The sequence below is a fragment of the Vicinamibacterales bacterium genome (assembly GCA_036504215.1).
Lineage (GTDB): Bacteria > Acidobacteriota > Vicinamibacteria > Vicinamibacterales > Fen-181 > FEN-299.
The window spans coordinates 1-12927 of record DASXVO010000026.1 but is presented as its reverse complement, the minus strand read 5'-3'; the positions used below and the strand labels follow the sequence as shown (position 1 = coordinate 12927).

Annotated in this window: 11 protein-coding genes and 1 tRNA gene; 7 read left to right on the top strand and 5 right to left on the bottom strand. The window is 66.5% G+C overall.

Features of this window, described 5'->3' with window-relative positions:
- Positions 1–424, bottom strand: a 424-nt coding sequence (locus tag VGK32_06250) for a hypothetical protein (GenBank protein ID HEY3381351.1), incomplete at its 3' end; no start/stop codon positions are given.
- A gap of 2 nt (positions 425–426) precedes the next feature.
- Between VGK32_06250 and VGK32_06245 the strand changes: the two genes are divergently transcribed.
- On the top strand, positions 427–1212 hold the full coding sequence (locus VGK32_06245; GenBank protein HEY3381350.1) for an RDD family protein: 786 nt from the start codon (positions 427–429) through the stop codon (positions 1210–1212).
- 59 nt (positions 1213–1271) lie between these two features.
- Here the strand turns inward: VGK32_06245 and VGK32_06240 are convergent, their stop codons facing one another.
- Positions 1272–4031: an alpha/beta fold hydrolase gene (locus VGK32_06240; protein ID HEY3381349.1), complete on the bottom strand. Its 2760-nt coding sequence runs from the start codon at positions 4029–4031 to the stop codon at positions 1272–1274.
- Positions 4032–4142: 111 nt separating this feature from the next.
- On the opposite strand from VGK32_06240, the gene VGK32_06235 reads away from it, so the two are divergent.
- Positions 4143–4700 carry a hypothetical protein gene (locus tag VGK32_06235; GenBank protein ID HEY3381348.1) on the top strand — a complete coding sequence of 186 codons (558 nt, stop codon included), beginning with the start codon at positions 4143–4145 and terminating at the stop codon, positions 4698–4700.
- A 138-nt stretch (positions 4701–4838) separates the two neighbouring features.
- Positions 4839–4914 (top strand) — tRNA-Thr (locus tag VGK32_06230).
- A 203-nt stretch (positions 4915–5117) separates the two neighbouring features.
- Here the strand turns inward: VGK32_06230 and VGK32_06225 are convergent.
- The gene (locus tag VGK32_06225) at positions 5118–5885 is read right to left on the bottom strand and encodes a nucleotidyl transferase AbiEii/AbiGii toxin family protein (protein HEY3381347.1); all 768 of its coding nucleotides are present in this window, start codon (positions 5883–5885) and stop codon (positions 5118–5120) included.
- 411 nt (positions 5886–6296) lie between these two features.
- Here VGK32_06225 and VGK32_06220 point away from each other — a divergent pair, with 411 nt between their 5' ends.
- From VGK32_06220 to VGK32_06205, 4 genes are all read left to right on the top strand, one after another.
- Positions 6297–7349: a hypothetical protein gene (locus VGK32_06220; protein HEY3381346.1), complete on the top strand. Its 1053-nt coding sequence runs from the start codon at positions 6297–6299 to the stop codon at positions 7347–7349.
- The gene (locus VGK32_06215; protein HEY3381345.1) at positions 7346–7603 is read left to right on the top strand and encodes a hypothetical protein; all 258 of its coding nucleotides are present in this window, start codon (positions 7346–7348) and stop codon (positions 7601–7603) included. Before VGK32_06220 ends, VGK32_06215 begins: the two co-directional genes overlap by 4 nt.
- 72 nt (positions 7604–7675) lie before the next feature.
- On the top strand, positions 7676–9253 hold the full coding sequence (locus VGK32_06210; GenBank protein HEY3381344.1) for an ATP-binding protein: 1578 nt from the start codon (positions 7676–7678) through the stop codon (positions 9251–9253).
- Positions 9254–9316: 63 nt separating this feature from the next.
- Positions 9317–9718, top strand: a complete 402-nt coding sequence (locus VGK32_06205; GenBank protein ID HEY3381343.1) for a response regulator — start codon at positions 9317–9319, stop codon at positions 9716–9718.
- 31 nt (positions 9719–9749) lie between these two features.
- Here VGK32_06205 and VGK32_06200 read toward each other — a convergent pair whose 3' ends face one another.
- Together VGK32_06200 and VGK32_06195 are read right to left on the bottom strand one after the other, a co-directional pair.
- Positions 9750–11339 carry a glycoside hydrolase family 28 protein gene (locus VGK32_06200; GenBank protein HEY3381342.1) on the bottom strand — a complete coding sequence of 530 codons (1590 nt, stop codon included), beginning with the start codon at positions 11337–11339 and terminating at the stop codon, positions 9750–9752.
- Between the two features lie 44 nt (positions 11340–11383).
- Complete coding sequence (locus tag VGK32_06195) at positions 11384–12889, bottom strand: DUF4982 domain-containing protein (GenBank protein ID HEY3381341.1); 1506 nt, start codon at positions 12887–12889, stop codon at positions 11384–11386.
- Positions 12890–12927: the final 38 nt, after the last annotated feature.

The following is a 12927-nucleotide window of genomic DNA, read 5'->3' as shown; positions in this document are numbered from 1 at the left end:
CGAGCTGCGGCCCGAGCACCCTCACCTTGAAGTCCGGATCCTGCCACGTCATCACGGCGCCGACGACGGCCCCGGCGGCAAAGAGCAGAATCGCGGCCAGCACGTAGTCCAGGTTCTCCCGCACGACGCGCGGATACGTCTTCACGAAGAAGTGGACGAGGGCGAGCGGGCTCCCGCGCTGGGCCGAGTAGATGGTATTGTGGGCCCGTGCGAGCAACTGGTTGAGGTACCGCGCGAAGTGGGGTGAGCTCGGGTCCTCGCGAATCGCTGCGAGGTCCGCCGCCGTCTGCCGATACAGCAGTCCGAGTTCCTGGAGTTCGGCGCGCGTCAGCGACGCCAGGCCGCTCTTGGCCGCCGCATCGAGCAGCGTCTCGAGTCGTTCCCAGTAGGGCTTGCGTTTGTCCAGCCAGCTGGTGGAGATCACAGGTGCATCCGACCGATCAGTTGCAAATCGACACGCCCGAGCAGATTGCGCTCGAACTGCAGCTCGCCGGCATCGGCAGCCGGTTCCTGGCCATTGCCATCGATACTCTACTGCAAGTGCTGGCGTTCCTGGCGCTGGTGCTGGGCGCGGCTCTGCTGGTGACAGGAGGACTGTTCGGCGGAATGCTCGGTGGGGTTTTCGGCTCGTTCGCCCCTGCCGTCGTCGTCTTCGGCGTGTTCTGCCTGTACTGGGGCTACTTCGCCTTCTTCGAGGCCGTCTGGAAGGGACAGACACCGGGCAAGCGCTACGCCGGCATCCGCGTGATCAAGGACACCGGCCGGCCCATCAACGCGTTCGAGTCCATTGCGCGGAATCTGATGCGCGCGGTGGACGGCATCCCAGGGCTCTACGGCGTCGCGCTGATCTCGATGCTGATCAGCACCCAGCACCGGCGTTTGGGCGACTACGTCGCCGGCACCGTGGTCGTTCACGACAAGAGCGAAGAAGACATCAAGCCTTACTCCGTGGGGCCGGGCGCGAGCGCTGCCGGTACCACGTCCGGCTCCGGCCCCACCGAGATTTCTTCCGATGAACTGCTCCTCGTCGAGACCTATCTTCACCGCCGCTTCGACCTGGACCTCGAGGTTCGAGAGAAGACCGCCGAGGAGATTGCGGCCCGCATCCGCGCGAAGCACGGCGTGCAACCAGACGGCACGCCCGCCGACAGCTTCCTGGAAGCCGTCGCCCAGCGAACGCGCGACGGAGCACGATACAGTAAGAAAGGATGAAGTAGGAAGGAGGAAGGATGAAGTAGGAAGGACCGATTTTCATCCTTCATCCTTCATCCTTACTTTTGCAGCTCCGTCGTGATCGTCGCCCCCTGCATCTGCGGGCGGACGCCGACGAACTTCGGCACCTTCCGGCTCTCCTTCGCCACCCACACCGTCGTCTTGCCGCCGCCGTCGCCGACGGTCAACTCGAGCTTGAAGGCGTCGAACGTCCCGGCCGGCACCGTCACCGACTCGCTGCCGGTGACCTCGAGTTGGACGACTTGAGCTTTCTGCGTCTGCACGTCCAGGTTTCGGAACGACGTCTTGTACCCGGGCGCGAGCGGCAACGTCGCGATGACCTGGTAGGAGCCGGCACCGTCGCCGAACAGGTCTCCGCCGATGTCCACGGATATCGGCCGGGTCTGCCCGCTCATCTTCAGCTCGCCCGTGGCCTTGCCGTCCTTCACGGCAATGTCGATCGTGACCGGCCCTTGCGAGATCGAGCGCTTCAGCAGCACCAGCGTCTTTTTGTCGAGCGTCACGCGGTCGCTCACGTCGCCCATCGGCGTCTTCGCGGAATCCGCGGCCACGAGATTGTCGCCCTCTTCCTTGATCTCGGTGGTGACGGCCATCTCCATCGACTGGCCACCGATCGCGATCGTCGCCTTGTAGTTGAACGTGCCAGGCGTCAGCGGCACCGCCGGCTTCGGCGTGGTGACCGTGGTCGCATCCACCGGCTTCTGCAGCACCACGCTCTTCGGATCGACCGTCAGCTCTTTCAGGCGCGCCGTCACTTCCGGCGTCATCGACTCCTGGTAGCGCCCGCCGAGGAACTTCGAGAGGAACCTCTCAGCGGCGGCGAACGTGGCCATGTTGTTCACGGGGCGCGCGAAGCCGTGGCCCTCGTCCGGCGCGACGATGTACTCGACCGGGAAGCCGCGGTCGCGCAGCGCGATCACGATCTGATCCGACTCGCGCTTGTTCACTCGCGGGTCGTTGGCACCCTGGATGACCATCAGCGGTGTCTTGATCTTCGCCGCCGAGTTGAGCGGCGACTGACGCTCGAGCTGCGCCTTGCCCTCCGGCGTCTTCGGATCGCCCATGCGCTCGTAGAACACCTTGCGGCCCGCCTCCCAATACGGCGGGATCGAGTTGAGCAGCGTGATCAGGTTCGACGGGCCGACGATCGAGACCGCCGCCGCGTACACATCCGGCGTGAACGCCACGCCTGCGAGCGTCGCGTAGCCGCCGTACGAGCCACCCATGATGCCGATGCGTTTCGGATCCGCGATGCCCTGGGCCACGAGATGCTTGACGCCCCACGTGATGTCGTCCTGCATCTTGTCGCCCCACTGCTTGTTGCCCGCGTCGAGGAACTTCTTGCCATAGCCGGTGGAGCCCCGGAAGTTGGGCTGGAGCACGGCGTAGCCACGGTTCGCGAGGAACTGCGCAAAGCTGCTGTAGCCCCAATTGTCGCGCCCCCATGGGCCGCCGTGCGGGAAGGCGATGATCGGCAGGTTCCTGGCAGGGACGCCTTTGGGCAGCGTGAGATAGGCGGGGATCTCGAGGCCGTCCGACGACTTGTAGCGCATCGTCTGCATGTTCGCCAGCGCGGCGCGCGGCAGCTTCTCGCGAATCTTGTACTGCAGCGTCAACGCCTTGGTCTGACGGTCGAACAAGTACGTCGAACCCGGGTCCACGTCGCTCGACGCGCTGATGATGAAGAGCCGCTCGTCCGCCGTGGATGACCCCATGCCGATCTCGCTGCCCGGCAGCTTCGACTTCAGGAGCGTGTAATCGGCCTCGAAGCCCTTGTCCTTCCAGTAGATTCGCGGCTTGTCGTCGACGTAGATCGTCGCGATGAGTTCGTCCGTCTTCTGGGAGAAGTCCGCGCTGCCCAGGTCCACCCGGTTCATCGGGTCGGCTTCGACGAGCTCTTCCTTGCCAGTCTGCACGTCGAGCAGCACGAGCCGGACGAGATCGACCGCGCCCTTGTTCGATTCCATGTACACGCGTTGGCCGTCCTTGTGGAACCGGACCGGACCGCACGATTCGAAAACCGTGCACGTATAGATCTTCGAGAACTTGTTGTCCGGATCGGCACGCAGGATTTCGGTGTCGCCGTTCTCGGTGGACCGTGTGACCAGGCGGAGCTGGTCTTTCAGGTCGAAGACCACCCCGGTCATCCGCTCCGTGTTCTTGGCGACGAGCGTGCGCTGGCCGGTCGAGATCTTGACCTTGTAGAGGTCGTGCCATGCCGGGTCGCGATCGTTCAGGCCGACGTAGATGGCGTCGGGATCGCTCTTCGGCACGGCGAAGATCTGCGCCCGCACGTTCTTCGCGTCGGTGATGTTGCGTGCGGTCGGCACGTCCGCGCCGGCCGCCGGCGCGTCGTTCGGGTTGACGGCGTAGACGTTGTAGTTCTCGTTGCCGCCCTGGTCCTGGATGAACAGGATGTACTTCGCGTCGCGCGACCAGAAGTAGCCGGGGATCGGCCGCTTGGTGTCGGCGGTGATCGGGCGGGCCTTGTCGAACGGCTCCTCGGTGCGCTTCACCCAGAGGTTGCGCGTGCCCTTGAAGGGCTTCATGAAAGCGATGAACGTGCCGTCGGGCGAGATCTGGGCGCCGGCGATCTCGGGGTCGCCGAAGAACTGATCGCGATCGATGATCGGGGGCAGCAAGTCCTTTGCGGCGGCGACGGGCGCTTTGGGTGCCTGCGCCGTCTTCGGGGCAGCGGCCTTGGGCGCCGCGGGCGTCTGCGCGATGACCGACACGCCGGAGGCGGCCAGGATCACCACGAGGCCGCCAAGAACGAGCAACGGACAACGTCTCAGCATGTCAACTCCAGGGAAGGGGGTTGTACCGAATCTGAAGATGTTACTCCTGACTCGTGGCTCCTGGCTGCTGGCTCCTGTGAAGTAGAATGTCCTGCTCCTTTGGGCGCTCCTATGTCCGTTCTCGACAGGATCTTCGGTGGGGCGGCGCGGGCCGATGCGCGCGAGCGCGAGCGGCGGGTCCGTCGGTTCCACGACGAAGTCCTGGCGGCGCGCGCAACCGCCAGCGCGGCACCCGTTCTTACGGCGCTGCGATCACGTCCGGCGGAGTTGGGATTGACTCCCGACGATGTCGACCTCGAGCTGGAGATGGTCGAGGGCTTGATCGAGCTGGCCGCGCTCAAGTCATCGGTCGAAGCTGGCGGCGCGCTCCCGGTCGTCGCGACGACGCACCGCGCGGTCGATGGTGACATCTGCCACATGATTGCGACGGCTTCGAGACCGGATGTCACGGGCGACGCCGGTGGGCGGCTGTTCCTGACCGACCGACGCATTGTCTATCTCGGCACTCCGGGTCTCAACATCGGCTGGCCGCACGTTGTCGAGGGCCGCGACGCCGATCGCGACTTCACCGTTCGCCTCCGCACCGGGCAGACGCACACGTTCCGTTGCAACTCGTACGCGGACACCGTCCGCGCCGCGTGGTTGGCGGGGCGGATGCTCGGCGGGTGATCGGCGGAGGCGGATGGGCGCGGAGGCTGGGGGACGGCGGCGCCGGATCATCTGCTTGGCGAACGTGCAGCGCTCGGGCTATACTATTTTTTCTGTCCGTCATGACGCGCTCGCGTCGTGGCGCACGACCCACGCCTGGCCGGCGTAGCTCAGTTGGTAGAGCAGCTGATTCGTAATCAGCAGGTCGTCGGTTCGAGTCCGACTGCCGGCTCCATTCCCAAAGCGTTCTATTGGATAGAGTCATTGACCACGGCGACGGGCGCCGCTGTGTCGCGCGAAGCGCCGTTCGTGGGGATTTGTGCGATTTGTGTGCGACTTGGGCCGCCGTTCTCCGGCGGCGCGAATTCTGTGCGATTCGGCTCGGCCTCGCCCATGAACGGTGCGTCACGCTTCGCGTCGAGCTGTTTCAGGGAAGAGTCAACCCTCGGTGATGAGGATGCGCGACGCCACGTCGAGAAAGAACGGAACGGACCAGGCGGAGACTGCGTCAGGATGGGTGACGAACGGAGCCACCTCCTGACGCGCCTGGTTCAGATCGACCGAGTGGATGGCCTGTACGAGCCGCGATCGGAACGCCTCCGGCGTCAGGCGGGCGTCTGCCGGCCAATCGCCGCTCTGCACCATCCTCGCCTGGAGGTGTGAGAGATGAAGCGCCGGGTGACGGCCTGCGAACCAGACCAGGTCGTACCAATCGCGCCACTTCACGCGTCCCTTCCAGCGACGGCAGAGCAACGCGTGCATCTTGCCGGCGAACAGGTCGGGAAGCGCGAACGCACGCATCGGACACGGGATCGGATTCAGGAGGAACCGGACCTCGGTCTCGAAGCCAGGCGGCGGGCTCGTGTCGATCTCCAACCTGATCTTCAGGACCTGGCCCCGGGGCAGTGTTCGAACCACTCCAGCCGGTGTCCTGATCTCGATCAACCGTCGGAGCGTGTCGGCCTTGAGAAACGCCGACTTGATGGCGCTGGCGTGGCGCTCTTCTCTTTCCGCGAGGCGAACCTCGAACCCGAACGCGCGGAGTTCCGCTTCCAGCGGGCCGGTGAATCGCGCGAGGGCGAAGTCGCCGTCGGGCGCCAACAGCGAGAAGTCGAGATCCTCGGAGAAGCGGTCGAGGCCGCGCAACACGCGCAGCGCGGTCCCGCCGTAGAAGGCCGCGTGCTCGAAGAACTTGCTGCGCCACAGGCGTCCGATGAATGACGCGATTCGGCAGATGCTCGGCTGCTACCGTCTCGAGACGCCGGACGACAACATCCGCGCCCTCCGCGAGACTCTGCAGGAGCTGGCGCTGCTTGGACTGTGCCGTAGTTGTGAATCGAAGGGCTTAGCGGCGTCGAGGATCCGTGGGCGGATGAACTTGCGGGGCGTGGCCGGGCTTGAAGGTTGACTGTCATGGCCATGACAGCTATCATGGCCATGCACTGAGTCATGGCCATGATAGACAACCCTGGAAAACTGGTCGGTCCCTCCCGGGCGAAGGAGCAAGCTCTCGAGCGATTGGTCGAGCTCTTCCGGGCAGCCAGGTGGCGAATACACCGCAAAAGCCCGGGAGTTGGCGCCGACCTCGTTGTACGCCGCGGCGCCCATCGATACGTGGTGGAATTGAAAGTCGCGGCCGAAGCGCGTCGGGACCGGCTGCTTCCTCTCCTTGCTGCCGCCGTTCTCGAGTCTCGGGCCCTCGCCCTGTTGTCACCGGAGGCACGCCCGTTGGCGGTCGTGGCGGCTCCCCGACTACCCGAACGCGTCATCAAAGAACTGTTCGACTACGCCTCCCGGGTGGCCCCTGACGCCGCAGTTGGAGTCATGGACCTCGAGGGCCGCGCCGAACTGCGTGGGCCGGGACTTGAGCGTCTGAACTCGAGCCCGGATCGACACTCTTCGCTCGGTCCCCCCGCTCTGGCGCATCAACCGTTCGACCCGTTCTCCGATCTCAACCAGTGGATGCTCAAGGTGCTTCTCGCGCCTCGCCTTCCAGGCGAGTTGCTGAACGCCCAGCGAGCCAGCATTTCGGGCGCCGCGCAACTTGCCGACGTCGCTCGCGTGTCGGTGCCCAGCGCTTCACGGTTGGTACGCTACCTGAACCAGGAAGGTTGGCTCGACGAGGTCGCGCCATTGCGTCTCGTGCGAATTCCAGAACTCCTTCGCCGATGGCGTGCCCCCTATGTCAGGCCGCCGCGCGACATGAAGATGCGCTGGCTGATCCCGGGAAAGCCGGGCCAACTGCTCCTGGCACTGGGACGCTACCAGGCGAGTGGCCTCGCTCACGATGAGCCCGACCGCGTCCAGCGAGTCGAGCAGCGACACCCTCGGGCGTGCCTGGGGTTGTTCTCCGCCGCCAACGCCCTCGGCTTCGGCCACGTCCACGGAGTTCCTCAGCACTTGTACTTGGAGCATCCAGACCCGTTTGTGCTGGAAGCAATGGGCTTGGTCAGGGCCAACGTCGGCGAGCCAGTACACGTCATCGTGCGAATCCCCCGGTGGCCGGAATCGGTCTTTCGCGGAGCAGTCGATCGAAAAGGCGTTCTGGCGAGCGACATCGTGCAGATCTGGCTGGACGTTTCGGAACATCCCGCCCGCGGCGCCGAACAGGCGAAGGAGATCTGGATGCGAGCCTTTCGCGGCGCCTTCGGATCGGGAGAACCGGCGTGACTGCCGACTTCGGCCGCGAGGACTTCGTCCGCGTCGTCAGCGCCCTCACCCCCTATCTCGATCACGTCGTCTTCGTTGGGGGCATCGAGTTCATCACACCACGTACCGTCAACGGCTACCACCGTGACGGGAGCCCAGACGCTGTCGCCGAGATCCAGGGTGGCGTGAGCGTCCGCCAAGCGGAGGATGACGCTCTCCTTGGCCTGTCGGAGCATCAACGGTGTGGACCACCCTCCGCACCTTCTCGGTCCTGAGCTACACTGGAAAGCCAGCAACCCGCCAGCTGAACGGTTCTACCGAGCTGGACTGTCGGACCCGGAGGGCGTGTGCCACAAACCGCGAATGTGCTTCTCAAGGTTCGGACGCCGTCGCGATGGCTCAGCCGGTACGCACTCGCGTGTGGCATCGTCGCCGCGGCGACCCTCCTGCGCGCTCTGGCCGACCCGCTGATTCACGACCAGATCCCCTACTTCATCTACGTCGCGTCCGTCGTCGTGACGACGTGGTTCTGCGGTGTCGGCGCGGGCGTGTTTGGCACCGTCGTGGCGGCGTTCGCCGCCAACTACCTGTTCGTCGCCCCTCGGTACGAGTTCATCCCCCACGGTGAGGACTGGAACGCGATGGCGATGTTCGCCGCCGTGGCGGTCGGTCTCGTCTGGCTGGTGGGGCGGTGGAGACGGGCCGAGCATGCGCTGCAGTTGCACGCGGAGCGCCTTCTGAGACAGACGGACGAACTGCGTGCGCTTCACGCCGAGGCGGAACGCGTGAACCGCGTGAAAGACGAGTTCCTGGCCACGCTCTCCCACGAGCTTCGGACGCCCCTGAACGCCGTTCTCGGATGGGCGCAACTCCTCGATTCAGGGCACCTCGACGGACCGCAGCAGAAACGCGCGACCGAGACGATCATGCGCAACGCGAAGGCTCAGACGCGGCTGGTCGAGGACATCCTCGACGTGTCGGCCATCGTGAGCGGGAAGCTGGTACTCCAACTCGCCACGGTCGATCTGGCGGCGATCGTCGGTTCGGCCGTCGAGATGGTTCGGCCCGCCGCCGACGCGAAACGGATCGAGCTGCGGACCTCGTTCACCCGGAATTCGACGATGGTCGGCGACGGGGACCGTCTCCGCCAGGTCGCGTGGAACTTGTTGTCGAATGCGGTGAAGTTCACCGGCAAGGGCGGCATCGTCGACGTGCAGACGAGCGCCAGAGCGTCCCAGCTCGTACTCACCGTCTCCGATACGGGCAGCGGAATCGACCCGGCGTTCCTGCCGCACCTGTTCGAACGGTTCCGCCAGGCGGACAGTTCCTCGACCCGGCAGCACGGCGGCCTCGGGTTGGGTCTCGCCATCGTCCGACACATGGTCGAGCTTCATGGCGGGACGGTGACGGCCGAGAGCGCCGGCGCGAATCGTGGCGCGACGTTCAGCGTGGCGCTCCCGGTGCGCGCGGTTGCCGATCACGCTTCGGACCCGGTGCGGGTTCAGGCGGCCTTGGCGGACGGGAACTTCGGGAACCTGGCGATGTCCCTCGAAGGCATCCGCGTGCTGGTCGTGGATGACGAATCGGACGCCAGGGACCTGGTCGCCTCGACGCTGACGACCTTCGGCGCCCGTGTCCGCGCGGTCGCGTCGGCGGAAGAGGCCTTCACAGAGGTGTGCGGCTGGCGCCCGGACGTGCTGCTCTCGGATATCGGCATGCCGATTGAGGACGGCTATGCGCTGATTCGCAGAGTTCGCGCGCTGGCCCCGGCAGACGGTGGGTCGATCCCGGCGGTCGCGCTGACCGCGTACGCGGAGTCCGGCGACCGCGACCGGGTCGTCGCGGCAGGCTTCCAGAGGCACGTGTCGAAGCCGGTCGCGCCGAATGAACTGGCTCTCGTCGTCGCGGACCTGGCAAGACGGTAGACTGTTGCCGTGACGGCGCCTGGAGACGCTGGGCGGAGGTTCGACCGCGTGCGGGAGCACCACATGAACGCCAGCCAGTCGCCCGTTGTCCTGGTCGTGGACGACCATGCGGATACCAGAGAGATGCTGCTGCTCTGGCTCGGTTGTTCCGGCTTCCAGGGGATCGAGGCCGTTGACGCCGGTGCGGCGCTTGCCGCTGTTGCAGAGGCTGTTCCGGACGCCATCCTGCTCGACATGGGCCTTCCGGATCTCGACGGCTACGAGGTGTGCCGTCGTCTCAGGCAGAATCCCGCCACGCGGGCAACGCCAGTCATCGCCTTGACCGGCTACGGATCCCCGGGCGACCTGAAGCGAGCACGGGACGCAGGGTGTGACGTCGTGCTCGTCAAGCCGTGCCCGCCCGACCAGGTCGTACTGGAACTCCAGCGACACCTACCGGCGTTCTTCGGGCCACCCGGCAGTTGACGCCGGACGAAACCCACCCCGTTCCGCCCGATCAGAAGGCGTCGCGAACCACCGCCGGGCGCCGCGCGTCGGCGAATCCAGGGGAGTTGCGCAGCAGGAAGTCTTTCACCTGGCGCAGCACGAACGTCGGTTCGCCCGGTGTGCGCGCGACCTTGATCGCGTCCAGGTCGGCGCCGGACACGTCCTCGAGGCGGACCGCCGGCCTCGCGTCGGGCTGGGCCACGCTCAATTCGACCTCGCGCAAGCCGAACGACACCGCGTGCCTGACGTAAAGGCCGTACGACGGGGTCCGGCCGAACATGTCGGGTTCCGGGTACGCGTTCTCCTTCTCGGGCGGCTCGAGCGCCGCGTCGGCCTTCGTCCCGCCGCCCCGGTAGGCGATGCGGATGTCGCTCAGGCGCAGGTCCTCGACAGGATGCCCGGGGACACCGCTGACCAGGACGCCGTGCGCGTCGCTGACGTTCGACGCCACGACGTTGCTGATGCGCACGCGCCGGATGGCGCCGGTCGGCGGGTTGTTCGGCCCGCGCGCGCGGCTGCCGAGGCGCACGAAGATCGGCGCGCTGACGATGTCGCGCATCGTGATGTTGGTGATGGCGACGTCCTCGATAATCGCGCCGTCCACGCTCTCGATCGCCAGGCCGCGGCTGTAGTCGAACACGCAGTTCGAGATCGTGATGTTCTTGAACCCGCCGTTGCTCTCGGTGCCGAACTTGATGCGGCCGGTGGGGCCGCGCCGGTACTCGACCTTCCGCGTGTAGGTCCCGTCGAGCAGCGAGCCCTCGTCGTACCCGCTCACCTGGCAGTTGGTGATCGTGACGTTCTCCGTCGCGCGCGCGACGCCGAGCCCGTAACTGCTCTTCAGGCAGATCCCATCGTCGAACGGCGAGTTCACCGTCAGGTTGGAGAGGCGGACGTTCCGGCACGCGTCCACGTCGATGCCGTCCCGGTTCGTATCGATCTTCATGTTGTCGATGGTGAGGTTGTCCACGCCGGTCGCCAGGATTCCGAAGTGCCCGCCGTGGAGGATGGAGACATCGCGGATGAGGACGTTCCGGCAGTTCCTCAGGCTGATGGCCTTGTTGCCCGTCCCCACTGGCGATTTCTCGCTCTGGTTGCGGATCAGCCCCTTGCCCCAGATCGTCCCCGGTCCGGTGATCGACACGTCCTCGATCCCCTCTCCCCAGATCAGGCTGTTGTGCCAGTGACTGTGGCCGAAGTCCTGGTACATGTCCCACTGGAGTGGTTCCGGCGCGTCGTAACCCTCACCCGCCGCCGGGTTCGGCTCGGCGGCGACGAGCGTCGCCCCCTGGTCGAGGAACAGCCCGACGTGGCTCTTCAGGTGAATCGAGAACGATCGGTACGCGCCAGACGGGAGCCGTACCGTGCCGCCGCCCGCGGCCGCCGCCGCATCGATCGCACGGTTGATCGCATCGGTGTCCAGGGCCTTGCCGTCGCCCTTCGCGCCGTACGCGCGGACGTCGAACCCCGCCTCCCGCGCCGGCGGCGCCACGGCCTGGTGGGCCCGCGACGCGGAGGGACGGGCGGCCGCCGCCAGGACGAGCACCGGCACGACCAGGAAGAGCACGGGGACGATCGAAAGCCGTCGGGTTGTCTGCATCGCATCCTCTCGTTGACTGGCGGGAACCGGCCCGGCCGGCGCCCCTATCGGGTGTTCGCGGGCACGACGATCGGACGCCCGCTGGCGATCTCGTCGGTGGCCGCCTCGCCCCGCTCGATCATCGCTTGCGCGTAGCGCTCCAGCAGTACGTGGCGGAGCACGGCCGCGATGGCCGCGGGCGGCGCGCCCTCGCGCGCGACCGGCCGTCGGGAGCCGGCCGGCACCGGAGGCTCGACCACCGAGGCGCCCGCCACCGGCGGCGGCGGAGCCGCCAGGATCTCCACGGCAGCCGACGTGAGGCCAGGCGACTGGACCCGCACCGTGATTCGGCCCGGCTTGCCCGACGATCGGATGACGTTGAAGGCCGGCGCGTCGATGTACATCGTGCCCGACAACTCCCCGTTCTTCGTCGTGTCGGTCGTGTACTCGGGCGGGCCGACGAGCGTGGCCGGGCCCGTGACGGCCCACCGGAGCGCCTGCGTGGCGCCGTTGACGTGGTGACCGTCCGCGTCCACGATGTCGGCGCGGACGATGACCACCGAGTCGAGGCCCGCCTCGAGGGTCGTCGGGCGCGCGGTCAGTGCCAGCCGGGCGGGTGGACCCGCCATCACCAGGTTGGACGTGATCGTCTCACCGCCCCGTCTCGCCTCGGCGGTGAGGACTCCCCTCTCGATCGGCACGTCCTGGAACCGGACGACGTACGCGTCCTCGAACCGGGGCGACCTGGTGCCCACGCTGCGCCCGTTGACCTTCAACTCGACGGTCTCCGCGTTCGAATCGACGACAATCTCCTTCGTCCGCCCGACATACTGCGAGCGCCACGCGTCCACGAACCCCTTCGGGTTGACGTGCTTCAGCGGCGCGTTGGCGTACTCGCGATCGCACCCATGGTCCTCGTAGAGCCAGGTGTTGATGTTGGCACGGTCGCCCGGCGACCTTCCCTTGTTGCGCGCGACGATCTCCCGCGCGTTCATGTCGTGCTGCCAGGTCTCATGGCCGGTCTGCTGGGCGCTCTCGGGCTCGAGATTGCGGTTGACCGCGACGGCGAGCACGTTGTCGCCACCGAGCCTCACCAGACTGGTGACATCGAGCTCGAAGCCGTTGTAGCCGCCCTTGTGGTCGCCCGCGAAACGCCCGTTGACGAAGACCCGGCTGTACTTCTGGACGCCGTCGAACTCGACGAAGATCTTCCGCCCGCTCTGTCCGGCATCGATCGAGAAGTGCTTGCGGTACCAGCCCCAGCCGCGCCACCAGTAGGGATCGTCGCCCTCGGTGGCATCGTGGATGAAAGGGTGAATCTTGCCGGTCGTCTCGTAGGTCTGCCACGTGTGTGGCACCGCCACCTCGGGCCACGTCGAGTCGTCGAAGGCCGGCGACTCGCAGCCCGTCTCGTCCCCGTTCTCGCCCGCGAAGTAGTTGAAGGTCCACCCTCGGGTGATGGTCCGCTCGATCCGGTGCCCCGCGGCAGCGGGAGCCGGTCCCGCCGGGCGGGCCGTGACCGCCACGGCTCCAGTCACCAGCAGTGCCGCGATCGCCACTCTCAACGACATGATCGGTCGCACTCGGTTGAAAGGGGGGGGCGGGGCCA